At 68.3% G+C, this 25,430-nt stretch carries 24 protein-coding genes; 23 read left to right on the top strand and 1 reads right to left on the bottom strand.

Annotation, left to right across the window (positions count from 1 at the left end):
- Positions 1–198 precede the first annotated feature (198 nt).
- Positions 199–1,596, top strand: a complete 1,398-nt coding sequence (locus AC3IR9_RS20295; RefSeq protein WP_489293045.1) for a cytochrome ubiquinol oxidase subunit I — start codon at positions 199–201, stop codon at positions 1,594–1,596.
- A 1-nt stretch (position 1,597) separates the two neighbouring features.
- Positions 1,598–2,611 (top strand): cytochrome d ubiquinol oxidase subunit II, encoded by a 1,014-nt coding sequence (gene cydB, locus AC3IR9_RS20290; protein WP_489293043.1) that lies wholly within the window; start codon positions 1,598–1,600, stop codon positions 2,609–2,611.
- Between the two features lie 486 nt (positions 2,612–3,097).
- On the opposite strand, the gene AC3IR9_RS20285 is transcribed toward cydB, so the two are convergent.
- Positions 3,098–4,120 (bottom strand): chorismate transformation FkbO/Hyg5 family protein, encoded by a 1,023-nt coding sequence (locus AC3IR9_RS20285; protein WP_489293041.1) that lies wholly within the window; start codon positions 4,118–4,120, stop codon positions 3,098–3,100.
- A gap of 133 nt (positions 4,121–4,253) precedes the next feature.
- Here AC3IR9_RS20285 and AC3IR9_RS20280 point away from each other — a divergent pair, with 133 nt between their 5' ends.
- From AC3IR9_RS20280 to AC3IR9_RS20180, 21 genes are all read left to right on the top strand, one after another.
- The gene (locus AC3IR9_RS20280; protein WP_489293039.1) at positions 4,254–4,991 is read left to right on the top strand and encodes a beta-ketoacyl synthase chain length factor; all 738 of its coding nucleotides are present in this window, start codon (positions 4,254–4,256) and stop codon (positions 4,989–4,991) included.
- Complete coding sequence (locus AC3IR9_RS20275; RefSeq protein WP_489293037.1) at positions 4,984–5,787, top strand: lysophospholipid acyltransferase family protein; 804 nt, start codon at positions 4,984–4,986, stop codon at positions 5,785–5,787. The genes AC3IR9_RS20280 and AC3IR9_RS20275 overlap by 8 nt, the downstream gene beginning before the upstream one ends.
- Positions 5,774–6,034, top strand: a complete 261-nt coding sequence (locus AC3IR9_RS20270) for a phosphopantetheine-binding protein (protein WP_489293035.1) — start codon at positions 5,774–5,776, stop codon at positions 6,032–6,034. Before AC3IR9_RS20275 ends, AC3IR9_RS20270 begins: the two co-directional genes overlap by 14 nt.
- A gap of 19 nt (positions 6,035–6,053) precedes the next feature.
- Positions 6,054–6,311: an acyl carrier protein gene (locus tag AC3IR9_RS20265; RefSeq protein WP_489293033.1), complete on the top strand. Its 258-nt coding sequence runs from the start codon at positions 6,054–6,056 to the stop codon at positions 6,309–6,311.
- 22 nt (positions 6,312–6,333) lie between these two features.
- The gene (locus AC3IR9_RS20260; RefSeq protein ID WP_489293031.1) at positions 6,334–6,885 is read left to right on the top strand and encodes a COG4648 family protein; all 552 of its coding nucleotides are present in this window, start codon (positions 6,334–6,336) and stop codon (positions 6,883–6,885) included.
- Positions 6,878–8,560, top strand: coding sequence for an ApeI family dehydratase (locus AC3IR9_RS20255; protein ID WP_489293029.1), 1,683 nt, complete (start codon positions 6,878–6,880; stop codon positions 8,558–8,560). Before AC3IR9_RS20260 ends, AC3IR9_RS20255 begins: the two co-directional genes overlap by 8 nt.
- A complete protein-coding gene (locus AC3IR9_RS20250) occupies positions 8,553–9,341 on the top strand; it encodes a glycosyltransferase family 2 protein (RefSeq protein ID WP_489293027.1) in 789 nt (262 codons plus the stop codon). The genes AC3IR9_RS20255 and AC3IR9_RS20250 overlap by 8 nt, the downstream gene beginning before the upstream one ends.
- A complete protein-coding gene (locus AC3IR9_RS20245) occupies positions 9,338–10,285 on the top strand; it encodes a lysophospholipid acyltransferase family protein (RefSeq protein ID WP_489293024.1) in 948 nt (315 codons plus the stop codon). The genes AC3IR9_RS20250 and AC3IR9_RS20245 overlap by 4 nt, the downstream gene beginning before the upstream one ends.
- Positions 10,275–11,840 carry an HAL/PAL/TAL family ammonia-lyase gene (locus AC3IR9_RS20240; RefSeq protein ID WP_489293022.1) on the top strand — a complete coding sequence of 522 codons (1,566 nt, stop codon included), beginning with the start codon at positions 10,275–10,277 and terminating at the stop codon, positions 11,838–11,840. Before AC3IR9_RS20245 ends, AC3IR9_RS20240 begins: the two co-directional genes overlap by 11 nt.
- Complete coding sequence (locus tag AC3IR9_RS20235; protein WP_489293020.1) at positions 11,827–12,249, top strand: acyl-CoA thioesterase; 423 nt, start codon at positions 11,827–11,829, stop codon at positions 12,247–12,249. The genes AC3IR9_RS20240 and AC3IR9_RS20235 overlap by 14 nt, the downstream gene beginning before the upstream one ends.
- Positions 12,246–12,872 carry an outer membrane lipoprotein carrier protein LolA gene (locus AC3IR9_RS20230; protein WP_489293018.1) on the top strand — a complete coding sequence of 209 codons (627 nt, stop codon included), beginning with the start codon at positions 12,246–12,248 and terminating at the stop codon, positions 12,870–12,872. Before AC3IR9_RS20235 ends, AC3IR9_RS20230 begins: the two co-directional genes overlap by 4 nt.
- A gap of 28 nt (positions 12,873–12,900) precedes the next feature.
- Positions 12,901–15,255 carry an MMPL family transporter gene (locus AC3IR9_RS20225; RefSeq protein ID WP_489293016.1) on the top strand — a complete coding sequence of 785 codons (2,355 nt, stop codon included), beginning with the start codon at positions 12,901–12,903 and terminating at the stop codon, positions 15,253–15,255.
- A 46-nt stretch (positions 15,256–15,301) separates the two neighbouring features.
- Positions 15,302–16,543 (top strand): NAD(P)/FAD-dependent oxidoreductase, encoded by a 1,242-nt coding sequence (locus AC3IR9_RS20220; RefSeq protein ID WP_489293014.1) that lies wholly within the window; start codon positions 15,302–15,304, stop codon positions 16,541–16,543.
- On the top strand, positions 16,531–17,082 hold the full coding sequence (locus AC3IR9_RS20215) for a DUF3261 domain-containing protein (protein ID WP_489293012.1): 552 nt from the start codon (positions 16,531–16,533) through the stop codon (positions 17,080–17,082). Before AC3IR9_RS20220 ends, AC3IR9_RS20215 begins: the two co-directional genes overlap by 13 nt.
- A complete protein-coding gene (locus AC3IR9_RS20210) occupies positions 17,079–18,269 on the top strand; it encodes a beta-ketoacyl-ACP synthase (RefSeq protein WP_489293010.1) in 1,191 nt (396 codons plus the stop codon). Before AC3IR9_RS20215 ends, AC3IR9_RS20210 begins: the two co-directional genes overlap by 4 nt.
- Complete coding sequence (locus AC3IR9_RS20205) at positions 18,266–18,727, top strand: hotdog family protein (protein WP_489293008.1); 462 nt, start codon at positions 18,266–18,268, stop codon at positions 18,725–18,727. Before AC3IR9_RS20210 ends, AC3IR9_RS20205 begins: the two co-directional genes overlap by 4 nt.
- Positions 18,724–19,455 (top strand): 3-oxoacyl-ACP reductase FabG, encoded by a 732-nt coding sequence (fabG, locus tag AC3IR9_RS20200; protein WP_489293006.1) that lies wholly within the window; start codon positions 18,724–18,726, stop codon positions 19,453–19,455. The genes AC3IR9_RS20205 and fabG overlap by 4 nt, the downstream gene beginning before the upstream one ends.
- The gene (locus tag AC3IR9_RS20195; RefSeq protein WP_489293004.1) at positions 19,455–20,696 is read left to right on the top strand and encodes a beta-ketoacyl-ACP synthase; all 1,242 of its coding nucleotides are present in this window, start codon (positions 19,455–19,457) and stop codon (positions 20,694–20,696) included. The genes fabG and AC3IR9_RS20195 overlap by 1 nt, the downstream gene beginning before the upstream one ends.
- 64 nt (positions 20,697–20,760) lie before the next feature.
- Positions 20,761–21,198, top strand: coding sequence for an excinuclease ATPase subunit (locus AC3IR9_RS20190; protein ID WP_489293002.1), 438 nt, complete (start codon positions 20,761–20,763; stop codon positions 21,196–21,198).
- A gap of 618 nt (positions 21,199–21,816) precedes the next feature.
- The gene (locus AC3IR9_RS20185) at positions 21,817–22,083 is read left to right on the top strand and encodes a YcgL domain-containing protein (RefSeq protein ID WP_489293000.1); all 267 of its coding nucleotides are present in this window, start codon (positions 21,817–21,819) and stop codon (positions 22,081–22,083) included.
- A complete protein-coding gene (locus AC3IR9_RS20180) occupies positions 22,076–25,408 on the top strand; it encodes an ankyrin repeat domain-containing protein (RefSeq protein ID WP_489292998.1) in 3,333 nt (1,110 codons plus the stop codon). Before AC3IR9_RS20185 ends, AC3IR9_RS20180 begins: the two co-directional genes overlap by 8 nt.
- Positions 25,409–25,430: the final 22 nt, after the last annotated feature.

The raw sequence follows: 25,430 nt of genomic DNA, 5'->3' as shown, positions 1-25,430 counted from the left end.
CGTCGGCCTGCGGCCGCCACCTCCTCCTTTATTTCGCCTCCAAGGGTATGGGGCCCAGCGCCCGACCCACCGACAGGGCCCTCACGCTCGCGGTAGCCCCTGCGACAAAGTGAAGCAGCGCGTCACCGGGTCGCATGTGCCTTTCACGGATACCGGCCCAGACTGGTGCGGATTTCAGAAACCAGTCGGAGGCGTCACGTGGACGCGTTGTTGTTGTCGCGGATCCAGTTCGGGTTCGTCATCAGTTTCCATGTGCTGTTTCCCGCCTTTACCATCGGCACCGCCAGTTGGCTGGCATTCGTGGAGTCGCGCTGGCTGCGCACCGGCAACCCGGTCTGGCGCGAGCTGTACTTCTTCTGGCAGAAGATCTTCGCGGTGTCCTTCGGCATGGGCGTGGTCAGCGGCATCGTGATGGCCTTCCAGTTCGGCACCAACTGGCCACGGCTGAGCGAGGTGGCCGGCAGCGTGATCGGGCCGTTGCTCACCTACGAGGTGCTCACTGCGTTCTTCCTGGAAGCCAGCTTCCTGGGGGTGATGATGTTCGGCTGGGGCCGCGTTTCGCCGCGCCTGCACTTCTTTTCCACCTGCATGGTGGCATTGGGCACGCTGTTCTCCACCTTCTGGATTCTGTCGTCCAACAGCTGGCTGCATACCCCGGCCGGCTACGCAATGATCGATGGCATCGTGCATCCGCAGGACTGGTGGCAGGTGGTGTTCAACCCCTCCTTCCCGTACCGCCTGGCGCACATGGCGCTGGGGTCGTTCATCACCACCTGTTTCGTGATCGGTGGGGTGGGGGCCTGGTACCTGCGCAAAGGGGTCCACATCGAGGCCGGCCGCACCATGCTGCTGGCGGCCGTGGCGTTCGCCGCGCTGACCGTACCGGTGCAGATCTTCGTCGGCGACATGCACGGTTTGAATACACTCAAGCACCAGCCGATGAAGATCGCCGCGATGGAAGCCCACTGGCATTCGGCCGGCGAGGGCGAAGGCGTGCCGCTGGTGGTGTTCGCGCTGCCCAACGAGAAGGCCGAACGCAACGACTATGAAATCGCCATTCCGCGCCTGGGCAGCCTGATCCTCACCCACTCGCTGGACGGCACCTTCGATCCGCTTACCACGGTTCCCGCCAGTGACCGACCGCCGGTGGTGCCGGTGTTCTTCGCGTTCCGCATCATGGTCGGGCTGGGCACGTTGATGCTGCTGCTGGCCTGGGTGTCGGCATTCCAGTGGTGGCGCGGCAAGCTGCTGCAGTCGCGCGGGTTGATCCGCAGCTGGAACTGGATGCTGCCCAGCGGCTTCATCGCGCTGCTGTCGGGCTGGTTCGTGACTGAAATGGGGCGCCAGCCCTGGGTGGTCTACGGCGTGCTGCGCACCGCCGACGCGGTGGGCCCGCAGAGCGCGTGGATGACCGCTCTGTCGCTGGGCGTCTACATCGTCGGCTATGCCTTCGTGTTCGGCTGGGGGATCTGGTACCTGGTCAAGATCATCCGCACCGGGCCCAGCCCACACGGCCCGGCACCGGCGCTGGAGGCCGGCAGTCATACGCCGGCGCGGCCGCTGTCCGGGGCCGACGAACCGCTGGAGGAGCGCTGAGATGGAGATGACGACCTGGCTGCCGGTGGCATGGTTTGCGGTGATTGGTTTTGGCGTGCTGATGTACGTGGTGCTGGACGGTTTCGTGCTCGGCATCGGCATCCTGGCGCCGATGGCCGAGGATGAAGAACAGCTGGACATCATGATGAACACCGCCGCGCCGATCTGGGACGGCAACGAGACCTGGCTGGTGCTGGGTGGGGCGGGCCTGATGGCCGCGTTCCCCAAGGCCTATGCCGCGCTGTTGTCCGCGTTGTACCTGCCGGTGCTGCTGCTGGTGGTGGCGCTGGTGTTCCGCGGGGTGGCATTTGAGTTCCGCTTCAAGGCGCACCGCTCGCGGCGGCTCTGGAGCGTGGCGTTCGGGCTGGGCTCGCTGCTGGCTGCGTTCGCCCAGGGCGTGATCCTCGGCGCGCTGGTGGAAGGCCTGCAGATCGTGGACGGCCGCTACGTCGGCGGTGCGTTCAGCTGGTTCAGTCCGTTCTCGATGCTGACCGGCGCCGCGGTGGTGTTCGGCTATGCGCTGCTGGGCAGTACGTGGCTGATTTTGAAGACCGAAGGCCGCGAACAGGCCTTCGCCCGCACCCTGACCCGTCCGCTGGTGGTGGCGGTGATCGTGTTCATGGGCCTGGTCAGCACGTGGCTGCCGTTCCTGGATTCGCGCCTGATGGCGCGCTGGTTCAGCGATGGCAATTTCTGGTGGCTGTCGCCGGTCCCGCTGTTGACCCTGGCCGTGGCGGTAGCGCTGTGGCGCAGCGCGATGCACCCCCGCCGCGACCTGCCCCCGTTCCTATTGACCCTGGCGTTGTTCGTGCTGGGCTTCATCGGGCTGGTGCTGGGCATGTGGCCCTACCTGCTGCCGCCGAGCATGACGTTGTGGCAGGCAGCGGCACCGGCATCGTCGCTGGGTTTCAGCCTGGTCGGGCTGGTGGTACTACTGCCGGTGATCCTGGGTTACACCGCCTGGTCCTACCGGGTATTCCGCGGCAAGGTCCGCGCGGACACGGGGTATCACTGAGGGGGCGGGTTGATTGGGTTGATTGCGGACCAGTCATTTTTACGGGTGGGCGAGGGCGGTTACCCCCTGCCGGGACACGTCGTGAACCCATCCATGGGGACTCGTAAGCGGCATCCATGCCGCTCACGGTCCCGACAGGGGGTAACCGCCCTCGCCCCGCAACCTTGTGCGTCGCCGGTGGGTGGGATCAACCGCGAAAGAAGGGGCAAGAGCAGCCGAGCAACGCTCGGCTCTACAAGAGCGAAAAGCGCAGAGCGAAAAGCCGAAGCCGATGCAGACGCCCCAAACCCAAAATCCCAAACCCAAACTTTCCAAACGTCGAAGTCAAAAACGGACCGTCTTAAGCGCAACGCATCAAGAGCAGCACCTGCGCTTGGCGTTTGACTGTATCCATGGCGACCGCCCCAACCCCGCGAGCCCGCAGCCAAATTTGCCGTTGAAGTTGACGTTGCAGTTGCAGTTGCATCTACAAAAAAATAAAACCCCTCACCCATGCAACCCCTCAATCTCAACCAGCAACTCCGCCCGACAAACCTCCGCATGCAGCACCACGAACGCCGGCGCACCCGGCAGCGCCGCCATCTGCGCGGCCACCGCAGGCAGATCCTCCGCACGCCGCACATACACCTTCAACACCGAACCGGCCCCCAGCACCGCTGACAACGACGGCCGCTGCCGCCGTGCCGCGTCCACCAGACTCTGCAGATTCGTCAACGTCTCGCGCAACTGCCCGTCCACCGCCCCGGTGTGCTGCGACACATGCCCCACGATTGCCGCCGTCCCCGACTGCAGCAACGGCAACCCCGTCGCCACCGGCGCCAGCAGCGCACGCGAAAAACTCGGCGACTGCGGCCCGTACTGACGCGGGTACCGGAACGCACTCACCTGGCGCGGATTCTCCAACGGCATCCCCGCCTCCCGGCCCGCCAACCAGTACACCTGCAGACGCCGATCGCCGTCGTAACGACCAATGCAGGTCGCCGCCGGCAACGCCGCCTCGTCCAACTCCCGCAGGCCACGTACCCGGCCCACGCAGAAACGCCGATAGCGCTCCGCGTCGCCCTCGCCCTCGGTCACCGCATCCAGATAGTTCCAGGTCCGCAGCAGATGCGGGAAACCACACTGGGCCAGGAAGCCACTCATCCGCGCATAGGCATCGGCCGATGCCGACTCGATATCGCCGTCGACCTCCTCGATTTCCAGTACCCCGAACAGCACCGCTTCGTTGTGCGACCAGCGAACCCCCGCCGTGACCCCGCGCAGCACCGGCGTCAGTCCCCGCCAGACCTCGATCCGGGCCGGCCCGTGCTCGGCCAGTGGCACCTGCAACCAGCGCGGATCGTCGATGTGCTCCCCGCGCGTGCCGAAACCGAACACCGCCAGCACGCAGGGATCGGCCAGCGCCGCATCGCGTTCGGATGCCGGTGCATAGGCCGCGCTGAACAACGCCGCGCCGGGCGGGGGAAGAGCGACCCCCTGGGTCGCTGCGTCGTGGATCGTGCTACTCATTTCAGATTGTGAATACCGCCATTGCCGAGGGTGTCATGATAGCGTGCGCTCCTTTCACGGCGGCGGGCCGGGCACTCCCGGCGCACTACCTTCCAGCACTTCGTTCCGGGTGCCTTTCAACATGTTGGCGTGAATGATCGAGTTTTCAGTTGTGGATTGGTCGGCCTGGGCGCCGGGCCTGACCTCCAAGGCAGAATGGCAGGCCTGGGCGCTGGCCCCCTCGTTGCCGCAAGGCGATGACACCCCCACGCTGAGCGAAGTGCCCGCCATGCAGCGCCGTCGCATCGAGCGGCTGGGACGCATGGCCATCCAGGCCGCCTGCTGGTGTGAACAGCCCGACGATGCCCGCCAGGTGCCGCTGGTGTTCGCCTCCCGTCACGGCGACGTTGCCCGTTCGATGGAACTGCTGGACAGCCTGGGCACCGGCAACGGCATGTCACCGACCGCCTTTGGCCTGTCCGTGCACAACGCGGTGGCCGCCCTGTACTCGATCGCCCGCGGCCATCGCGGCAACTACCTCGCCCTTGCCGCCGGTCGCGCCACGGTCGAAGCGGCGTGCGTGGAAGCCTACGGACTACTGGCCGATGGCGCCCCGGAAGTGCGTGTGATCGTCTATGAATCGCCGCTGCCGCCGGTCTACGCCGACTTCGCCGATGAGCCGGACCCGTATTACGCCTGGTGCTGGCGGTTGGCCCGCGCCGACCCTCCCGCCGGTACCCGGCTATCGCTGGGCTGGGGCGCCGCCGCGGCCGACAGCGCGCCCGCTGCGCTGCCGCACGGGCTGGATGCGATGCGTTTCCTGTTGAGTGGCGACGCCACCCTTGGCCTGGCCGTGGCCGGCCAGCAATGGACCTGGCAGCGCCATGGCTGAGCGCTGGCGGGCCCGCCTCGACCGCGTCTGGCGGGTGTTCGGCACCGGCCTGAGCTTTGCCGTGTTCGGCATCGGCGGGCTGCTGTTGGGCGGGCTGTTGTTCCCGTTGCTGTTGCTGGTCGGCAACCCGGACCGGCGGCGCGCGCTGGCCCGGCGCCTGGTGCAGTTCAGTTTCGCCAGCCATGTGGGCCTGATGCACCGGCTGGGCGTGATGACCTATGAAATCCGCGGGGGCGAACGCCTGCAGCGCAATGGCCTGCTGATCCTGGCCAACCATCCCACCCTGATCGACGTGGTGTTGCTGGTCGCCCAACTGCCCAACGCCGACTGCGTGGTCAAGCAGGCCGTGGCCCGCAACCCGTTCATGCGCGGTCCGGTGCGCGCGGCCGGCTATGTCTCCAATGACGATGGTGCCGGGCTGATCGACGACTGCATCGCCGCCGTTCAGGCCGGCGGCAACCTGGTGATCTTCCCCGAAGGCACCCGCACCGTGCCCGGCCAGCCGCTGCGCCTGCAGCGCGGGGCCGCCAACATCGCCGTCCGCGGACGGCTGGACATCACCCCGGTGCGGATCACCTGCACCCCCCTTACCCTGACCAAGGGTCAGAAATGGTATCGTGTGCCCTCACGGCGTTTTCACGTTCAGCTGGAAGTCGGGGAAGATCTCCCGATCGCTCCCTTCCTGGTGGGCGCCGGCGACATGCCCAGGGGGGATGCCTTGGCGGCCCGGCGTGTGACCGATCATCTTGCCCATTACTTTGACTACGCTGGAGAACCGACCCGTGCAGGCACTTGAGCACGAGATCAAGCAATTGATCATTTCATCGCTTTCACTGGAAGACATCACTCCAGACGACATCGATTCCGCAGCGCCGTTGTTCGTCGAAGGCCTGGGTCTGGATTCGATTGACGCGCTTGAACTTGGATTGGCCCTGCAGAAAAAGTACGGTGTCAGCCTGTCCGCGGACTCGGAAGAGACCCGTCGCCATTTTTCCAGCGTGCGTGCCCTGGGCGAGTTTGTCGCCGCACGCCAGACGTCATAACGGCGCGTCAGGATTTGTCATGACCAAGAACGAACTTTTCGAGCGTATCGTCAAGATCCTCAAGGAGAGCTTTGAGATCGAGCCGGCCCGCATCACCCCCCAGGCGCGCCTGTACGACGACCTGGACATCGACAGCATCGATGCGGTCGACCTGATCGTGCAGCTCAAGCCGCTGCTCGGCCGTAACCTGCAGCCGGAAGCATTCAAGTCGGTGCGTACCGTGCAGGACATCGTCGATGTGGTGCACGGGCTGCTGCCCGGTCAAGCAGCCGCCTGACGGCTGGCGCAGGACACTGACCATGGTCCGGGTGCGCGTTGCGGCGTTTGCGTTGCTGTCGCTGGCGTACCCGCTGGTGGTGTACCTGTCGCTGGGACGCTTCGAGCCGCGCTGGCTGTCGTTGCTGCTGTTCAGCCTGGCGGCGCTGCGCGCGCTGACTACCCGCCAAGCGGTTTGGTGGGTGGCGGCACTGGGCACCGGGCTGCTGGCGCTGGTGGCCACCGCGTTCAACCAGGCCCTGCCGTTGAAGCTGTATCCGGCACTGGTCAATGCGGTGATGCTGGTGATCTTCGCCACCAGCCTGCGCTTCCCGCCCAGCGCGGTGGAACGCCTGGCACGGTTGAGCGAGCCGGACCTGCCGCCCTTCGCCGTGGCTTATACCCGCCGTGTCACCTGGGTGTGGTGCGGCTTTTTTGTCTTCAACGGGGGCCTGGCCCTGATCACGGCGCTGTGGGCGTCCAACCAGGTCTGGGCGCTGTACAACGGAGTGGTGGCCTACGTGATGATGGGGGCGCTGTTTGGAGGCGAGTGGCTGGTGCGGCGACGGGTCAAGGCGGCGCACGCGCATGGCTGACTGGGTCGCGCTGAAGCAGCTGGCCGTGCTGCCCCGGCCCGGTCGGGTGGTCGGTGAGGGTGCGCACGGCACGCTGGACCATCCGCAGTTCCGTCGCCAGGTACTGGCGTGGCAGCAGGCGTTCGCGCGGGCGCCGGGCAGTGACTGGGCGCTCTACTTCGATGATGCCCTGGCCTTTGCCGCCGCGCTGTTCGGGGCGTGGCACGCGGGCAAGCGGGTGTTTCTCGGCGGCGACAACCTGCCGGCCACCCTGGATGGACTGACGCCCCGCGTGGCCGGGTTTGCCGGTGATGTGCCGGCGCACTACGCGCCGCTACGGGCCGATCCCGATGCTGCCGATGTGGCCTTGCAGCCGCTGGATGAGGACGCGCGGGAACTGGTGGTGTTCACCTCCGGCAGCACCGGCGCGCCGAGCGCGATCGTCAAGCGCATGCGCCAGTTGACCTGCGAGGTGGATACGCTGCAGGCCGCGTTCGGCCAACAGCTGGAAGGTACACAGGTGCATGGCACGGTGTCGCACCAGCACATCTACGGGCTGTTGTTCCGCGTGCTGTGGCCGCTGGCGGCCGGCCGGGCGATCCAGCCCCGGCGGTTCTTCCACGAAGACCTGGTCAGCGCGCTGGCGCAGCAACCCTCGGTGCTGGTGGCGACCCCGGCGCACCTCAAGCGGCTGCCCGAGCAGTTGCAGTGGTCGGCGCTGCAGGGGCGCCTGCGTGCGGTGTTCTCCTCGGGTGGCCCGCTGCCGGAAGAGGCCGCCGTGCAGGCGCGCGCCGTGCTTGGCGTAGCGCCCACCGAGGTGTTCGGCAGCAGCGAGACCGGCGGCATCGCCTGGCGCCGCTGGAGTGCCGGACACCCGCAGTGGCATCCGCTGCCCGGGGTTGCCTGGCGGATCCAGCAGGGCTGCCTGGCCGTGTCCTCCCCGCACCTGGAAAACAGCGATTGGTGGCAGACCCAGGACCGCGCGGAGGCCGACGCCGGGCACAGTTTCCGCCTGCTCGGGCGCGCCGATCGCATCGTCAAGATCGAAGAACGACGGGTGTCGCTGGACGCGCTGGAGCAGCAGCTGCGCGCCCACCCGATGGTGCAGGACGTGCGCGTGCTGGTGCTGCCTGGACCGCGCGAACACCTTGCCGCGGTGGTCGTGCCGCAGCAGGCCGATGTCGCGCAATGGGATGACGCGCAACGCCGCCGCCAGGCGCAGGCGTTGGCGGTGCACCTGGCCAGCAGCCATGATGCGGTTACCCGCCCGCGGCGCTGGCGCTTCGTCGATGCCTTGCCGTACAACGCGCAGGGCAAGCTCAGCGCCGCCGCGCTGGCCGCGCTGTTTCGGCCCCTGTTGCCGCTGGCGCAGTGGCAACAGCGCGGCGCCGATGCCGCATTGCTGCTGCTGCCGTTGGACGCAGACCTGATGGCCTTCGATGGCCATTTCCCGCAGGCCCGGATCCTGCCTGGCGTGGTCCAGCTGGACTGGGCGATCCACTACGCACGCGAGGTGTTCGCGATGCCGCCGCACTTCGAGCGCATGGACGCGGTGAAGTTCCAGCATGTCGCGCGCCCGGGCGATTGCCTGCAGCTCACCCTGGGCTGGGACGCGGCCAAGTCGGTGCTGAGCTTCCGCTACGTCTCCGACCACGGCGTGCATGCCAGTGGCCGGGTGGTATTCGGTGATGCATGACACCGCCCAGCGCCCCTTGCCGGCCGCTTCGTTCGCGCCGTTGGTGGTGATTCCGGTCTACGACCACGAACACGCCATCGGCGCGGTGGTGGGTGGCGTGCTGGCAAGCGGACTGCCCTGCCTGCTGGTCGATGACGGCTCGCGCGCATCCTGCGCGGCGGTGCTGGACGCATTGGTGGCCGCGCATGCGCCGCAGCTCGCCCTGCTGCGGCTGCCGGTCAACCAGGGCAAGGGCGGTGCGATGCTGGCCGGGTTTGCCGAGGCGCTACGCGGCGGTTACAGCCACGTCCTGCAGATCGATGCCGACGGCCAGCACGACACTGGCGATATCCCGCGGTTCGTCGCGTTGGCGAAGCAGCATCCGGACGCGGTGATCTGCGGCATCCCGGCCTACGACGAGAGCGTGCCCAAGGCGCGCCTGTATGGACGCTATGCCACGCATATCTGGGTGTGGATCAATACGCTGTCGCTGCGGATCCGCGATTCGATGTGCGGTTTCCGGCTGTATCCGCTGGCGCCGGTGACGCCGCTGGTGGGCGAGGAAACCATCGGCCGGCGCATGGATTTCGACAGCGAGATCCTGGTGCGGCTGTTCTGGCGCGACGTGCCGGTGATCAGTGTGTCCACCAAGGTCACCTATCCCAGCGATGGGGTCTCGCACTTCGATGTGTGGCATGACAATGTGCGCATCAGCGGCATGCATGCCCGCCTGTTCTTCGGCATGCTCCGGCGCGCACCGCGGCTGTTGTGGCGGCGGGTGCGCGAGGCAGGGCAGGCGTGAGCGCCCCCACCCCCACCGATGCACCGCATTGGGCTGACCTGGGCGAGAGCACCTCGGTAGCCGGCGTGCTGTTCCTGTGCGGGGTGCATCGCTGGTTCGGGCGCTGGCCATTCCGTGCGTGCGTGTACCCGGTGGTGCTGTGCCATTGGCTGGGCAACCGCGTGGCGCGGCAGTCCTCGTTGCAGTACCTGCAGCGGCTGCAGGCGCACACCGGCGTGTTTCGGCGCGCGCCGGGGCGCTGGGCCAGCCTGAAACACTTCGCCACCTTTGCCGACACCCTGCTGGACAAACTGCTGGGCCTGGGCGGGCGCTATCCCCCCGAGCAGATCCACCTGCAGCGCGACCTGATGCTGGAAAAGATCGCACGCCAGGAAGGCGGGCTGATCCTCACCGCACACATCGGTTGCCTGGAACTGTGCCAGGTGCTGGCCGAACAGGTGCCCGGCTTCCGCGTCACCATACTGGTGCATACCGCGCATGCGCAGCGCTTCAACCGGTTGATGCAGCGCCTGGATCCGCTGGCCCAGGTGGAGCTGATGCAGGTCACCGACATGGGCCCGGCAACCGCGGTCGAGCTGCAGCGCCGGGTCAACGCGGGCGGCTTTGTGGCCATCGTCGGCGACCGGGTGCCGCTGCGCGGTGGGCGCACCGTGCCGGCCCCTTTCCTGGGGCATACCGCGCAGTTCCCGATTGGCGCCTATGTCCTGGCTTCCGCACTGGCCTGCCCGGTCTATACCATGGCCTGCCTGCACGAAGGCAACGGCTACCGCGTGCGCTTCGAGCATTTCAGCGACCGGATCGTATTGCCGCGCGGATCGCGCGACGCCGCGCTGACCGCCCAGGCTGAACAATTCGCCCGGTGGCTGGAAGTTCAGGTCACCCAGGCACCCTTGGACTGGTTCAATTTCTTCCCCTTCTGGGATCAGGCATCTCATGGCAAGTAACGCCCGCCCCACTGCGGCATCCCCCACGGTTCGCTTCGGCGACGCGCCGCTGACCATCGAAGACGTGGTGGCGCTGTCGCAGCGCCAGGCGCAGGCGGTGGTCAGCGATGATCCGGCGTTCACCGCACGCATCCAGCGCGGCGCGGATTTCCTGGACCGCCTGCTGCGCGAAGACGGGGTCATCTACGGGGTGACCACCGGCTATGGCGACTCGTGCACGGTGAACATCCCGCCGGCGCTGGTGGCCGAGCTGCCGCACCACCTGTACACCTACCATGGCTGCGGGTTGGGGCGTTTCCTGGAGGAGACCGAGACGCGTGCGGTGATCGTCGCGCGGCTGGCATCGCTGGTACGCGGCATGTCCGGGGTGAGCCACCCGCTGCTGCAGGGACTGGCCACGCTGCTGCGCCATGACGTGCTGCCGCTGATCCCGGCCGAAGGCTCGGTGGGTGCCAGTGGCGACCTCACCCCGCTGTCCTACGTGGCGGCGGTGCTGTGTGGCGAGCGCGAGGTGATGTACCAGGGCGTGCGCCGCCCGGCCGCCGACGTGCTGGCCGAGATCGGCATGGCGCCGCTGCGGCTGCGGCCCAAGGAAGGCCTGGCGATCATGAACGGCACCGCGGTGATGACCGCGCTGGCCTGCCTAGCTTATGACCGCGCCGACTACCTGACCAAGCTGGCCACCCGCCTGACCGCGTTCAACGTGCTGGCCAGCGACGGCAACGCGCATCATTTCGATGAAATGCTGTTCGCCGCCAAACCGCACCCGGGCCAGATGCAGATCGCCGCGCGCCTGCGCCAGGACCTGCACAGTGACCGCCCGCCGCGCAATGAACAGCGCCTGCAGGACCGCTACTCGCTGCGCTGCGCCCCGCACGTGATCGGCGTGGTGCAGGACGCATTGCCGTTCATGCGCCAACTGATCGAAACCGAGCTCAACAGCGCCAACGACAACCCGCTGATCGATGTCGAGGGCGAGCGCATCCTGCATGGCGGCCATTTCTACGGGGGCCACATCGCCTTCGCGATGGACGCGCTGAAGAACACCATCGCCAACCTGGCCGACCTGCTCGACCGGCAGATGGCGCTGGTGGTGGACGCGCGCTACAACCATGGCCTGCCGGCCAATCTGTCGGCCGCCAGCGGCGAGCGCGCAGCGATCAACCACGGCCTCAAGGCACTGCAGATCAGCGTGTCGGCGTGGACCGCCGAAGCGCTCAAGCAGACCATGCCGGCGTCGGTGTTCTCGCGCTCCACCGAATGCCACAACCAGGACAAGGTGAGCATGGGCACCATCGCCGCGCGCGACTGCCTGCGCGTGATCGAACTGACCGAACAGGTCGTGGCCGCGCTGCTGATCACCGCCCGCCAGGGCGTGGCGCTGCGCCAGCGGGTGGGCATGAAGGCGACGTTGCACGGCGCGTTGTCGAGCATGTACGACGATCTGTGCGCGCGGATTGCGCTGGTCGAGGAAGACCGTGCGCTGGATGGCGAACTGCGGGGCCTGCTCACCGATATCCGCGCGCAGCGCTGGGAGCTGTATGACCAGCCCTGACCTGAGCCTGGAAGTGGCGCTATCGCCTACCTTCCACGATTGCGATCCCATGCACGTGGTGTGGCACGGCAACTACTTCAAGTACTTCGAGATCGCGCGCTGCGCATTGCTGCAGCGCCACGACTACGACTACCCGCAGATGCGCGATTCCGGCTACCTGTGGCCGGTGGTCGATGCCCGCGTGAAGTACATCCGCCCACTGCTGTACGGGCAGGCACTGCGGGTACGCGCCACCATCACCGAGTGGGAGAACCGCTTGAAGATCGCCTACGACATCACCGACGCCGACAGCGGCACGGTGCTGACCCGCGCCCACACCATCCAGGTGGCGGTCGATGCGGCAACCAATGAAATGCTGTACCTGTGCCCGCGTGTGCTGTGGGACCGGCTGGGAGTGGAAGTGCCATGAATCGTCTGTCGAGTGCCTGCCTGTTGCTGTTGCTGCTGTGCGTGGTGGCCCCGGTCCGTGCGCAACCGGCCGCCGACCTGGATCTGGTCAAGCAGCGCGTGGCCCAGGTCGAGGTGCTGCGCGGTGAGTTCACCCAGGAAAAGCAGGTCGCCGGCTTCAAGAACCCGCTGCGGTCGCAGGGCGGGTTCGTGCTGGCCAAGGACCATGGGGTGATCTGGTCCACGCTCAAGCCGTTCCCGTCGCAGGTGGTGGTTACCCGCGACCGCATCCTCAGCCGCCAGCGCGATGGCAGCAGCCGGGTTGAACTGGACGGCCGCCAGCAGCCGGCGATGCGCTCGGTCAACGCGATCATGTTCGCACTGATCAGTGGCGACGCGCAGGCGCTGTCGGCGCAGTTCACGGTGACGCTGCAAATGCTGCCCAACAACGGCTGGACGATGCAGCTCAGCCCGCGTTCGGCAATGCTGGCCAAGGTCTTCACCGGGTTGTCGCTGAGCGGCGACCGCTATGTGCGCGAGGTGCAGATCACCGAAGCCAACCAGGATGTCACCCGTATCCATTTCAGCAGCCTCAGCGCGCTGCATCCGCAACTGACGGCCGAAGAGGGCGCGGCGTTTGAATGATCCGATGCGAACGTCGGCGGATGCGTCGATGAATCCCCATGGCCGCCTGCAGCGCATCTGGCGCTGGTTGGCCGTGCTCTGGCTGCTGGTGCTGGTAGGCCTGGGGGTGCAGCAGTGGCAGCTGTGGAAGGGCGCCTCGCGGATCGATACCGACATCCTGGCGCTGCTCCCGCAGGATGCGCACGACCGCCTGTTGTCTGATGTGACCCGGCGCATTGCCGATGCCAACGCGCGTCAGATCGTGGTGCTGCTGGGCAGTAGCGACGCGGCGCAGACCCAGGCGGCTGAAGCGGCGTTCCGCGAAACAGTGCATGTAGCGCAGGGTGCTGCCCTCAAGGCAGCGGGGCAGAGCCCCGCGCTACGGGAGAGTGGTTCGATCGAAGGCTGGTTCGAGCAGGCGCGCGCGTTCTACGCGCCGTACCGCGACCGCCTGCTGACCGCCGAGCAACGCCAGCGCCTGCAAAGTGAACCGGTCGATGGGCTGGCCGATGCTGCCCTGGCCGCGCTGTATGGGCCGATGGGCGCACCGCGCCTGACCGAATGGCGGCAGGACCCGCTGTCGTTGTGGCCGCAGTGGTGGCAACAGCGCGCACTGGGCTCGGGCCTGCAGGTGGGCGATGACGGCCTGCTGGAAGCCGACGGCAAGCATTGGTCGGTGGTGCAGTACGACACGGTGGGCTCGGCGTTCCAGCTCGACGGCGAACGCCATATCGATGTGTTGCTGGACGCGGCCACCGCCGCGGCGAGCAAGCAGGCGCCGGGGCTGGAAGTGCTGCGCGCCGGGGTGCCGTTGCATGCCGAAGCAGCGGCGGTGCAGGCCAACCGGGAGATCAACACGATCGGCTGGGGCTCGCTGGCCGCGGTGCTGCTGCTGGTGTGGCTGGCGTTCCGTTCGCTGCGCCCGATCCTGCTGGTGGCCGCCTCGCTGCTGGTCGGCTGCGGCGTGGCACTGGCGGTGACGGTGCTGGTGTTCGGCAAGGTGCACGTGCTCACCCTGGTGTTTGGCGCGTCGCTGGTGGGTGTAGCCGAGGATTACGGCATCCACTGGTTCGCCTCGCGCCAGGCCGAGCCGGCCGACCGCCGCTGGCGTCTGCTCAGGCATCTGCTGCCCGGACTGTGGCTGGCGCTGCTGACCAGTGCACTGGCCTACCTGGCGCTGGGCCTGGCACCGTTCCCCGGGTTGCGGCAGATGGCGCTGTTCTCGGTGGTCGGGCTGACCGCGGCTTTCCTGACGGTGATTTTCTGGTTCCCGTGGCTGGATGGCGGCGATATCCGCACCACCGGCTTCTCGCGTTGGCTGGGCGGCACGCTGGAGCGCTGGCCGCGCCTGCATGGACGCAAGGCGGCGATCTTCCTGGTCGTGGCCGCCCTGTTCGCGGCGGTCGGGATCTCCCGGCTGGACAGCAACGATGACCTGCGCAGCCTGCAGTCCTCGCCCAAATCGCTGATCGACCAGCAGATCCGCATCAGTCAGATGCTGGGCATGCCCAGCCCGGCGCAGTTCTATCTGGTGCAGGGCGACAGCGCCGAGCAGGTGCTGCAGCGCGAAGAAGCGCTGATCGAGCGCCTGCGCGGGCTGGCCGCCGGCAAGCAGATCGGCGGCTACCGCGCGATCAGCGAGTGGCTGCCCTCGGTGCAGCGCCAGCACGCCGATGCCGCACTGACCGCCCGGCTCGAACCGCAGGTGCTGGACAGGGTAGGGCAGACGGTTGGCGAAGCACTGCAGCGGCCTGTGTTTGCCGCGCAGGACCTGCAGGCCGATGCCTTCCTGGCCTCGCCGGCAGCGCTGCCGTTCCGCCATCTCTGGCTGGGCAAGGTAGGCGGGGGACTGGCCTCGGTGGTGATGGTTGACGACCTCTCGCGCGCCGACGCGCTGCCGCTGCTCCAGGCACAGGCCAAGGGCATCGATGGCGTGCGCTGGGTCGACCGCACCGCTGATTTTTCCGCGCTGCTCAAGCACTACCGCAAGCTGATGAGCGGGCTGCTGCTGGTGGGTATCGCGCTGGTGTTCGCGGTGCTGTATTGGCGCTACCGCGCGCAGGCCTGGCGCGTGTTCGCCCCGACCCTGGTGGCCGGGGCGCTGACCCTGGCATTGCTCGGCCTGTTCGGCCAGCCGTTGCAGTTGTTCAATATCCTGGCGCTGATGCTGCTGCTGGGCATGGGCATCGATTACGGCATCTTCCTGATCGAGCACCGCGGCGATGCCAGCGCGTGGCTGGCGGTATGCGTGGGCGCAGCCAGCACCTGGTTGTCCTTCGGCCTGCTCGGCTTGTCGGCAACCCCGGCATTGCGCGCGTTCGGGCTCACCCTGCTGTTCGGCATCGGCCTGGTCTGGCTGATCTCGCCCCTGTTCCTTCCACCGCCGCACGACGCACCGCACTGAGCGACGTGGCTGTTTGCCCTCTCACTTCTTGATCAAGGATGCATCGATGAACCCGCAACTGGAAACGACCGATATCCTGATCATCGGCGCCGGCCCCGCCGGCTCGGTGGCCGCCGCGATGCTGCGCCAGCAGGGTCGCCAGGTCCTGATGCTGGAGCGCCAGCAGTTCCCGCGGTTCTCCATCGGTGAGAGCCTGCTGCCGCAGAGCATGGAATACATCGAAGCGGCCGGACTGCTGCAGGACGTGGTCGAAGCGGGATTCCAGTACAAGAACGGCGCGGCCTTCGTGCGCGGTGAGGCGACCACCGAGTTCGACTTCCGCGACAAGTTCTCGCCCGGTTGGGGTACCACCTACCAGGTACAGCGCGCAGATTTCGACAACGTGCTGGCGCGCGGTGCCGAGCGCATGGGCACCACGCTGCGCTTCGGCGATGAAGTGCTGTCGGTGGAACCGGGCCGCCCGGCACGGGTGCAGGTACGCCGCCCCGATGGCAGCGAGTACACCCTCGAGGCCGGATTCATCCTCGATGCCAGCGGCTTCGCCCGGCTGCTGCCGCGCCTGCTCAAGCTCGAATCACCCTCGAACTTCCCAGTGCGCGGGGCGATCTTCTGCCACGTGCGCGACCACATCCCGGCCGACGCCGGCTTCGACCGCAACAAGATCCTGATCACCACCCATCCCGAACACGTGGACGTGTGGTACTGGACCATCCCGTTCTCCAACGGCTGCTGCTCGCTGGGCGTGGTGGCCGAGCCGAGCTTCTTCGAGAAGTACCCGGGCAGCGACGAAGACAGGCTGCGCGCCATCGTCGGTGAAGATCCCAACCTGACGCGCCTGCTCGTCAACGCCGAATGGGCGGTGCTGCCGGTGCGCACCATCACCGGCTACTCGGCCAATGTCAGCACGTTGTGGGGCGAGGGCTACGCGCTGCTGGGCAATGCCGGCGAGTTCCTCGACCCGGTGTTTTCCTCCGGCGTGACCATCGCCTTCAAATCCGCGCAGCTGGCCAGCCAGTGCCTGGCGCGCGAGCAGGCCGGTGAGACGGTGGACTGGGAGCAGCAGTTCTCCGTGCCGCTGCGTGCCGGGGTGAAGACCTTCCGCCGCTTCGTCGAAGCCTGGTATGCCGGTGGCTTCCAGAAAATCATCTACCATCCCGACTCGCAGCCGGACGTGCGCCGCATGATCTCCTCGATCCTGGCCGGCTATGCGTGGGATACCCACAACCCGTACGTGGACGACGACAGTGGTCGCCGCCTGCGGGTATTGGAGGAATTGTGCAGCGCCTGATCGCTACCCTGCTGCTGTGCGTGCTGCTGGCCGCCTGCGCCAGCACCCGCCTGCCCGCGCCCCTGGTGCAGCTGCCAACCCTGCAGCTGCCCCCGTCGGCGTTGCCCGCGCCGTTGCAGCTGCAGCAGCGCCTGGTATTCCGCTTCGGCAGCCACGAGCGCGAACTGGATGCGCTGCTTGAGGCCGATGCCCAACAGGTGCGGCTGGCGGTGCAGGCCATGGGCCAGACCGGCGTGCGCATGGTCTGGGACGGCACCACGCTGCAACAGACCCGCGCGCCGTGGCTGCCACCGCAGGTGCGCGGCGAACGTGTGCTCGATGACCTGCAGTTCGCGCTGTGGCCTGCCGATGCGATCCGCGCGGCCTTGCCGCCGGGCTGGCAGCTGGTCGACGCGGCCGGCACGCGGCGCCTGGAGCAGGGCGGCAAGGCCTGGCTGACGCTGGACACCGATGCCCAGGGCCGCCAGCACCTGCGCAACCTGGCCGAAGGCTATGCGCTGATGATTGAATCCACGGACATCGAGCAGGCCCAACCGTGAGCGAGCGCCGTGCGATCTACCTGAATGAACTGGGCGTGGTGTGCGCGCTCGGCAGCGGCCGCGCGCAGGTGCGCGACGGAGTCTTTGCCGACTCCCCGGGGGGGCTGCGCGACAACGACCAGCTGATTGCCGGGCGCACCCTCGCGCTAGGCGAAGTGACCACGCCACTGCCGGACCTGTCGGCGTTGCCGGTCGCCCTGCACGGGCGCAACAACGCCCTGCTCGACGCGGCCCTGGAACAGATCCGCCCGGCAGTCGACGCGGCGATCGCCCGCTACGGTGCCGACCGCGTGGCGGTGATCATCGGCACCAGCACCTCGGGCATCGGCGAATCGGAGAACGCACTGCGCCAGCATCGGGAAGACGGTAGCTGGCCGGCGGGTTTCGATTACGCGCAACAGGAAATGGGCACCGCGGCGCGCTTCGTGCGCGAACGCATTGGCAGCACCGGCCCGGCGTGGACGCTTTCCACCGCCTGCTCGTCCAGCGCCAAGGCGTTGATGTCGGCCGCACGGCTGCTGCGCGCCGGGCTGGTGGACGCGGTCGTGGCCGGCGGTGCCGACGCGATGTGCCGCTTCACCGTGGCCGGTTTCAGCGCGCTGGAGTCGGTGTCGGCGGCGCGGTGCAACCCGTTTTCGGCCAATCGCAACGGCATCAACATCGGGGAAGGCGCCGCCCTGTTCCTGATGACCGGCGAACCGGGTCCGGTGTGCCTGTCCGGTTGGGGCGAGTCCTCCGACGCGCACCACATGTCGGCACCGGACCCGCAGGCACGCGGTGCGATCGATGCGATGCAGCAGGCCCTCGGCCGTGCCGGGCTGCGTCCGGACCAGGTGGACTACGTGAACCTGCATGGCACCGCCACCGGCCACAACGACGCCATGGAAAGCCAGGCCGTGGCCGCCGTGCTTGGCACCGCGGTACCGGCCAGTTCCACCAAGCCGTTGACCGGGCACACCCTGGGCGCGTCCGGCGCGATTGAAGCGGCCCTGTGCTGGATCGTACTGGCCGACAACCCGGCCGGGCAGCTGCCCACCCACTGGTGGGACGGGCAGGCCGATGCCGCGCTGCCGGCGCTGGCCCTGGTCGCACCCGGCACCCATGCGGCCCGGCCGCTGCAGCACGTGCTCAGCCATTCCTTCGCCTTTGGCGGCAGCAATGCCGTGCTGGCACTGGCCAAGGCATGAGCATCCCGCTGCTGCCACACATCGATGAGGTGCTGCCGCACCGCGACAGCATGCGCCTGATCGACCGGCTGCTGGACTGGCAGCCCGAGTCGATCGTGGTCGAAGTGGACGTGCCTGCGCACGGCCTGTTCACCACCGCCCAGGGCGTCCCGGCCTGGGTGGGCGTGGAATACATGGCCCAGGCGATCGCCGCCTGGGCCGGCTGCAAGGCGCGCCAGGCCGGGCGAGAGCCCTCGATCGGGTTCCTGCTCGGTACCCGGCGTTATACCGCCCACCAACCCTATTTCGCCGCCGGCAGCTGCCTGCGGGTAGAGGCGCAGTGCGAGCTGATGGGCGAAAATGGGCTGGGCATGTTTGCCTGCCGGATCCTGGCAGGGGTTACCGAATTGGCGGTCGCCAACGTATCGGTGTTCGAACCCCGCGATGCGATGGCTTATCTGGAGAGTGGACAGGCATGACAGGGAATCTGACGGTGCTGGTGACCGGTGCAAGCCGGGGCATCGGCCGCGCCGTGGCGCTGCGGATCGCGCGCGACGGCTTCGACGTGGTGGTGCATTGCCGCAGCCGCATCGACGAAGCGCAGGCGGTGGTGGCGCAGGTCCAGGCATTGGGCCGGCAGGCTCGCGTGCTGATGTTCGACGTGTCCGATCGCGACGCCGCGCGGACCGCGCTGGAGGCCGACGTGGAGGCGCATGGTGCCTACTACGGCGTGGTCTGCAACGCGGGCATCGCCCGTGATGGCGCGTTCCCGGCGATGCCGGCCGAGGACTGGGACGCGGTGGTGCACACCAACCTGGACAGCTTCTACAACGTGTTGCACCCGCTGGTGATGCCGATGGTGCGCCGGCGCAAGCCCGGCCGCATCGTCACCTTGTCCTCGGTGTCCGGACTGGTCGGCAACCGTGGGCAGACCAACTACAGTGCGGCCAAGGCCGGGATCATCGGGGCCACCAAGGCGTTGGCGCTGGAACTGGCCAGCCGTGCGATCACCGTCAACTGCGTGGCCCCGGGCCTGATCGACACCGAGATGGTCAACCCTGAGGTGCTCGAGCACGCGCTGAAGCTCATTCCCGCCGGGCGCATGGGCCAGCCGGACGAGGTCGCCCATGCGGTCTCCTTCCTGCTGTCCGAAGCGGCCGGCTACATCACCCGCCAGGTGATCTCGGTCAACGGAGGCATGGTCTGATGAGCCGCACCGAACATCGCGTCGTGGTCACCGGCGCCGCCGCGTTGAGCCCGCTGGGGCATGACTGGCCCAGCATCCGCGAGCGCCTGCACGCGCGGGTCAATGCCGTGCGCTACATCCCCGAGTGGGAAATATTCGACGGCCTCAACACGCGCCTGGCCGCGCCGGTGCAGGACTACAGCCTGCCGGCCCACTACAACCGCAAGACCACCCGCAGCATGGGCAAGGTGGCGGTGATGTCGGTACGCGCCACCGAACTGGCACTGGAAGCGGCGGGCCTGCTAGGCCACCCGGTACTGCGCAGTGGCCTGGCCGGGGTAGCCTATGGCTCGTCCTCGGGCAGCCACGAGGCCACCGCCGAATTCGGCCGGATGCTCCACGAGCACACCACCGAAGGCATCAGCGCCACCACCTACCTGAAGATGATGAGCCACACCTCGCCGGTCAACATCGGCGTGTTCTTCGGTTTGTCCGGCCGCGTCTACACCACCTCCAGCGCCTGCACCTCGGGCAGCCAGGGAGTGGGCGCGGGCTACGAGGCGATCCGCAGCGGCAAGCAGCGGGTGATGGTCACCGGCGGTGCCGAGCAGCTCGATGCCACGGCCGCGGCGGTGTTCGATACGTTGTTCGCCACCAGCGTGCGCAACGATGCGCCGCAGACCACCCCCAGCCCGTTCGATGCCCGTCGCGATGGCCTGGTGCTGGGCGAGGGTGCCGGCACGTTGATCCTGGAAGACCTGGCGCATGCCCAGGCGCGTGGCGCCACCATCCTGGCCGAAGTGGTGGGCTATGGCACCAACAGCGATGGCCAGCACGTGACCCAGCCCAGCGCCGATACCATGGCCCAGGCGATGCGGCTGGCGTTGGACGACGCGGGCCTGCAGGCCGCGCAGATCGGCTACGTCAACGCGCACGGCACCGCCACCGACCACGGCGACATCGCCGAAACCCAGGCTACCGCGCAGGTGTTCGGGCCCGGCATGCCGATCAGTTCCCTGAAGAGTTACGTCGGCCACATGCTTGGTGCGTGTGGCGCGTTCGAGGCCTGGATGACCATCGAAATGATGCGCGAAGGCTGGTTCGCCCCCACTCTGAACCTGCATGAGGTGGACCCGCGCTGCGGCGCGCTGGATTACATCCAGGGCGAAGGCCGCGCGCTGCAGCCCGAGTACGTCATGAGCAACAACTTCGCCTTCGGCGGCATCAACACCTCGTTGATCTTCCGCCGCTGGCAGGACTGATCCACCCGACCCGGCCCGGTTTTCCCTGCACTACCCCGCGACCTACCAACAAGGAGAAGTTTGAATGCGTCGTTTTGCCCTGATGGCCGCCACTGCCCTGCTCGCTGTCGCCAGCACCGCCCAGGCCCGTGACACCCGCGTTGAACAATCGCTGCGCGAGCTGGTCAGCTCGCAGGCTGCCCGTGATGCCGGCATCGACGGCAGCGTGCGCTTCTACCTGGCCGGCGAGAAGGTCAACGTCCAGCAGCGCCTGGGCGAGGATGTGACCAACAAGAAGACCAACGCGGCCAACAAGAGCGACCAAGACGCCTGCCGCTGGGTCGCGCTGTCGGCGCTGCTCGCGCTGCAGGACGGCGCCAGATCGCGCGGGGCCAATGCGGTGGTGGATATCGTCAGCTATTACAAGAAGAACGAGTTCAAGAGCGCGACCCACTATGAGTGCCATGCCGGCGCGATCATGGCCGGTGTTGCCTTGAAGGGCACCTACGCCAAGGTCAAGTAACGGCCGCTGACGGCCACCGTTCCGCTGGGGCGGTGGCTGCTTGCTGATAACAGCAGCGCGAAAGCAACAGCAACGCAAGGCAACAGCGGGTCGGCACCTGCCTCTTGGCACTTTCTCGGTGCGCATGCAAAGGCACCAGCTGGACCAAGGGCGCTGCACCTGCGGATGCTCGCGATGCATCTACACCCGCAATCCGCTCGGTAGTGCCGAGCTGTGCTCGGCACCTCCCACACCTTACAGAAGGCCGATGCTCCTGCTCCGGCTCTTGTCTTTGCCTGCCTTCCAAAAAGGCACCAGCCAATGGTGAAAGCGCTGGGGTGGGTGGAGAGGCGGGGCCCTGAGCCGCATGGATGCGGCGACGGAGCTTACAAGGACGTACTTGCGGCGTGCCCCGTCTCTCCACCCACCCCAGCGCTCCCCGCAGAACGACAGTGCCGCTCTACGGCTCCAAAAAATCGGCCCAAACCCAAAAACCCACCTGAACGACCCCGCGACATTGATGAACCTGAATCTGCCGCGCGCCGTAAAACCGGCGGACAGCGCCGACAACAGCTTTCCCCCTTGCGTGGTTTCCGACACAATCATCGTCATTACTCCCAGAGCAAAGCCCCGCGGGCAATGCAAGCCTACGTCTACAAAAGCCAACGCAAGCAGGACACTTTCGTCTACCTCGCCGTCCGCGATGACTTCAACGCCGTCCCCGACGCGCTGAAAGCCACGCTGGCGCCGTTCGCATTCGTGCTCGAAGTGGCCCTCACCCCCGACCGTCGCCTCGCCCTGGCCGACGCCGCGCAAGTGCGCGCCAACCTGGCCGAGCGCGGCTTCCACCTGCAGATGCCACCACCACCGGTCGCCCCCGTGCGGGTGCCGCGTCGCGATGACTGAATCCCTGCGCAGCCGCGCCACCGCCATCGCACTCGCCTCCGGCACACTGCTTGCCCTGGCCGCCGTGCTTGGCGGCGTCCCCGCCGCCCTCGGCGCTGCCCTGGCCCAACCGGCGTTCGCCCTCGGCATCTCCTGGTGGCGCCGCACGCGCCCGGTGCAGGTCCCCGCACAGCTGCTGCGGCAGGACCTGCCCGCCCTGCTGGTGCCGTGGCTGGCCGGCCCCCTGCTGTTGGCCGCCCTCGTCGCCTGGCCGCTGGGGGCCCTGCATGACAGCGGCAGCCTGGCCGCCGTGCTCGGCCTCAGCGTGGCCGTCAGCGCCGCGCTGCTCGGCGTCTGGCGCACCTGGCCGCTGTGGAATGAAATCGAACGCAGCGACGGCAGCCTCAGCGCCCACTGGCAAGCCCTGTCCGGCCGCGACCTGAGCGCCTGGCGTGGCCTCGCCGTCGCCGCCATCGTGGTGGCCGTCTGCGCGCTGGTGGTGCTGCCGGCCTGGCCTGGCCTGGTGCCCGACCCCCTGCGCTGGCCGCTGGCGGCCGCCGTCGTGGTGCTGTCCCCGCTTGCCCATCTGCTGCTGCAGACCATCGCCCCGGCCGCCACGCTTGCCCCGCGCAGCCTGTTCCAGGCCAGCGACGACGACAGCGACCCCTTCGCCATTGCTGCCGCCGAACCGCAGGCGCTGGAACCGCTCGGCCAGCACGAACGCCTTCCCGCGCTGTATGAGGCCGCACGCAGTGGCCGCGTCGACCGAGCCCTGCAACTGCTCACCGCCGGTGCCGACCCCTTTGGCCTGCCCGACCCGGCCTGGCGCGACCAGCGCAGCCTGCCGGTGCTGGCCGCCGTGCTGCCCGACCTGCGCCTGCTGCGCGAACTGATCGCCCGCGGCGTCAACGTCAACGCCCCCCATCGCGGCATGACCCCCCTGCTGGCGGCCACCCGCGACAGCTGGCACGGCCGTCCCGAAGCGGTGATGACCCTGCTCGCCAATGGCGCCGACTCGCGCGCCGTCGACAGCGAAGGCAACACCCCCCTGCATCACGCCGCACGCAGCTCCGACCCGGGCGTGGCCGCACTGCTGCGCGATGCCGCCGCCGAAGTGGACGCACTCAACCAGGAAGGCTGGTCGCCGCTGGCGGTGGCCTGCCAGGTCGGCAACTGGCGCTTGGCGCGTTTCCTGCTGGAACGCGGTGCCAAGACCGAGCCTGCCGAAGGCACCCCCGTGTTGCTGGCGGCCGCCGGCACCGAAGAAGACGACCCCGCCGGCGTGCAGTTGCTGCTCAAGCACAAGGCCCGCGCCGATGCGCGCGACCGCCAGCGCCGCAGCGCCCTGCACGAGGCCGCGCTGGCCGGCCATGTCGAGATCATCGACGTGCTGCTGGCCGCCGGTGCCAACCTGGAATCGCGCGATGCACTCTCGCGCACACCCTGGCTGGAGGCGGCCCGGGGCGGCCGCGCGGCGGTGATTGAACACCTGCTGCCGCACAAACCCGACCTCAACGCCGTCGACGGCGAAGGACGCAACGCGGTGCTGCTGGCCTGCCTGGCCGACAGCGTCTCCCCGCTGCTGGTGCGCCGCCTGCTGGAACTGGGCATCGCCGCCGACGTTCCCGATCCGCAGGGCCGCCGCGCGGTGGACATCGCCGCCAGCGCCGGGCGCTGGACCATCGTCTCGCTGCTGGACCGCAGCTACCCGCTGCCGGCCTCGGTCACCGATGGCCTGGTGTCGACCGACGCCGATCCGGCCACGCCAACGCTGCCCGACCGTCCGCCGCTGGACCTGCTGCGCGAAGCGCTCGGCTTTGGCAACTTCGACGGCATGGCCGGGCTGGCGCGGCTGTGCGCACCGGAAGAACTGGGCGGCCTGCTGCACGACGCCGGCCTGGCGCTGGATCCCCAGGCGGTGGATTGGCTGCTCGCGCAGGGCGCGGCACCGGACGTCCTCGACGCCTGCGGCGACACCCCCATGTTCGCGCTGTTGGCGCGCGGCATCGATGCCGTGCCGGCATTGCAGGCCCTGTTGCGGCGTGGCCTGTCCCCGGCCGGTCGCGGTGGCCTGGCGCGCCTGCTCAGTGCCTGTGCCCAGCATGACCACGCCTCGCGCGGGCTGGAACAGCTGGCGCTGGAACTGCTCGAACGCGGTGCCGATCCGTTCGCACCGTCGCCGGCCGGTGATCCGCCGCTGTCGCTGGCGGTGCGGCTGGGTTGGCTGCGCCTGCAACAGGCACTGCTCAGCCTCGGCGTGGATCGCGAAGCGCGCGACAGCCACGGCATGACCGCCCTGCACCTGGCCACCGCGTTGGCCCGCGAAGGCTCGCTGAAGCTGCTGGTGCAGCAGGGCGCCTCGCCGGAAGCGCGCGCCGCCGATGGCCAGACTCCGCTCGGCGTGGCGCTGTCGATCGGCCGCCGTGACCTGGCCGACTGGCTCGACTGGCGGGTATGGCCGTTACCGCGCCGCGCGCTGCGCGACGGCGACCTGCCGGCGGCCGCGATGTCCGGCGATGCCGACGCGGTGCGCCGCCTGATCGACCTGGGCTTTGCCGTCGACGTGGTCGACGCCCAGGGCTGCACGGCGCTGCTGCGCGCCGCCGGTGGTGGCCACCTTGCCGTGGTCGACCTGCTGCTGGCGCGTGGCGCCAACCCGCAGCACGCCGCCGCCAGTGGTGCCACGCCGTTGTCGGCGGCGGTCAGCATGCGCCAGATCGACATCGTCTCGGCGCTGCTCGATGCCGGTGCCGAACTCGAATACCGCCTGCCCGGTGGGGTCACCGTGCTGATGCTGGCCTCTGCGCTGGGCCTGCCCGACATCGTCGCGCGCCTGCTCACCGCCGGCGCCAACGTGCACGCCGGCGACGCGCAGCAGCTGGGTCCGCTGCACTGCGCCGCGCTGTACGGCTTCAGTGCCCGCGACCGTTCGCGCCTGCTGGCCCTGCTGGACACCCTGTTGCTGGCCGGTGCCGAACCCGACCTGGCCGCGGCCGGCTCGGTGACCCCGTTGCTGCTGCTGCTGGGGGCCCGCGCCGAGCCCGGCACCGCCTGCGACGAACAAGTGGTGCTGGCGGCGGTCGAACGCCTGCTGGATGAAGAAGTGTCGCTGGAGGTGCGCGACCCGCGCGGCTTCGGCCCGTTGCACCTGGCCGCCCTGCATGGCCTGCCGCTGCTGGTGCAGCGCCTGCTGCGTGCCGGTGCCGACCTGGACGTGCGCGACGCGCTCAACCGCAGTCCGCGCGAGATCGCGGTGATGCGCGGTTTCATCGACGTCGCCGGTGAGTTCGAACCGCGCGTCCCCGGCGTGTCTTCGATGGCCCGGTTCCTGCGCGACAACGGTTGACGAACATCGCCGGGCAAAGACC

This window comes from Stenotrophomonas sp. GL_101 (assembly GCF_057835675.1).
Note: the sequence above shows the minus strand (reverse complement) of the source record. Positions and strands in the feature narration are given on the sequence as shown.

Excerpts from the sequence above, each read along its gene's own strand:
- AC3IR9_RS20260 (WP_489293031.1), top strand. The coding sequence starts at position 6,334 with ATGGTCCGGGTGCGCGTTGCGGCGTTTGCGTTGCTGTCGCTGGCGTAC.
- AC3IR9_RS20275 (WP_489293037.1), top strand. The coding sequence starts at position 4,984 with ATGGCTGAGCGCTGGCGGGCCCGCCTCGACCGCGTCTGGCGGGTGTTC.
- AC3IR9_RS20220 (WP_489293014.1), top strand. The coding sequence starts at position 15,302 with ATGAACCCGCAACTGGAAACGACCGATATCCTGATCATCGGCGCCGGC.
- AC3IR9_RS20185 (WP_489293000.1), top strand. The coding sequence starts at position 21,817 with ATGCAAGCCTACGTCTACAAAAGCCAACGCAAGCAGGACACTTTCGTC.
- AC3IR9_RS20195 (WP_489293004.1), top strand. The coding sequence starts at position 19,455 with ATGAGCCGCACCGAACATCGCGTCGTGGTCACCGGCGCCGCCGCGTTG.
- AC3IR9_RS20265 (WP_489293033.1), top strand. The coding sequence starts at position 6,054 with ATGACCAAGAACGAACTTTTCGAGCGTATCGTCAAGATCCTCAAGGAG.
- AC3IR9_RS20235 (WP_489293020.1), top strand. The coding sequence starts at position 11,827 with ATGACCAGCCCTGACCTGAGCCTGGAAGTGGCGCTATCGCCTACCTTC.
- AC3IR9_RS20190 (WP_489293002.1), top strand. The coding sequence starts at position 20,761 with ATGCGTCGTTTTGCCCTGATGGCCGCCACTGCCCTGCTCGCTGTCGCC.
- cydB (WP_489293043.1), top strand. The coding sequence starts at position 1,598 with ATGGAGATGACGACCTGGCTGCCGGTGGCATGGTTTGCGGTGATTGGT.
- AC3IR9_RS20285 (WP_489293041.1), bottom strand. The coding sequence starts at position 4,120 with ATGAGTAGCACGATCCACGACGCAGCGACCCAGGGGGTCGCTCTTCCC.
- AC3IR9_RS20240 (WP_489293022.1), top strand. The coding sequence starts at position 10,275 with ATGGCAAGTAACGCCCGCCCCACTGCGGCATCCCCCACGGTTCGCTTC.
- AC3IR9_RS20255 (WP_489293029.1), top strand. The coding sequence starts at position 6,878 with ATGGCTGACTGGGTCGCGCTGAAGCAGCTGGCCGTGCTGCCCCGGCCC.
- AC3IR9_RS20205 (WP_489293008.1), top strand. The coding sequence starts at position 18,266 with ATGAGCATCCCGCTGCTGCCACACATCGATGAGGTGCTGCCGCACCGC.
- AC3IR9_RS20225 (WP_489293016.1), top strand. The coding sequence starts at position 12,901 with ATGAATCCCCATGGCCGCCTGCAGCGCATCTGGCGCTGGTTGGCCGTG.
- AC3IR9_RS20250 (WP_489293027.1), top strand. The coding sequence starts at position 8,553 with ATGCATGACACCGCCCAGCGCCCCTTGCCGGCCGCTTCGTTCGCGCCG.
- AC3IR9_RS20280 (WP_489293039.1), top strand. The coding sequence starts at position 4,254 with ATGATCGAGTTTTCAGTTGTGGATTGGTCGGCCTGGGCGCCGGGCCTG.
- AC3IR9_RS20180 (WP_489292998.1), top strand. The coding sequence starts at position 22,076 with ATGACTGAATCCCTGCGCAGCCGCGCCACCGCCATCGCACTCGCCTCC.
- fabG (WP_489293006.1), top strand. The coding sequence starts at position 18,724 with ATGACAGGGAATCTGACGGTGCTGGTGACCGGTGCAAGCCGGGGCATC.
- AC3IR9_RS20230 (WP_489293018.1), top strand. The coding sequence starts at position 12,246 with ATGAATCGTCTGTCGAGTGCCTGCCTGTTGCTGTTGCTGCTGTGCGTG.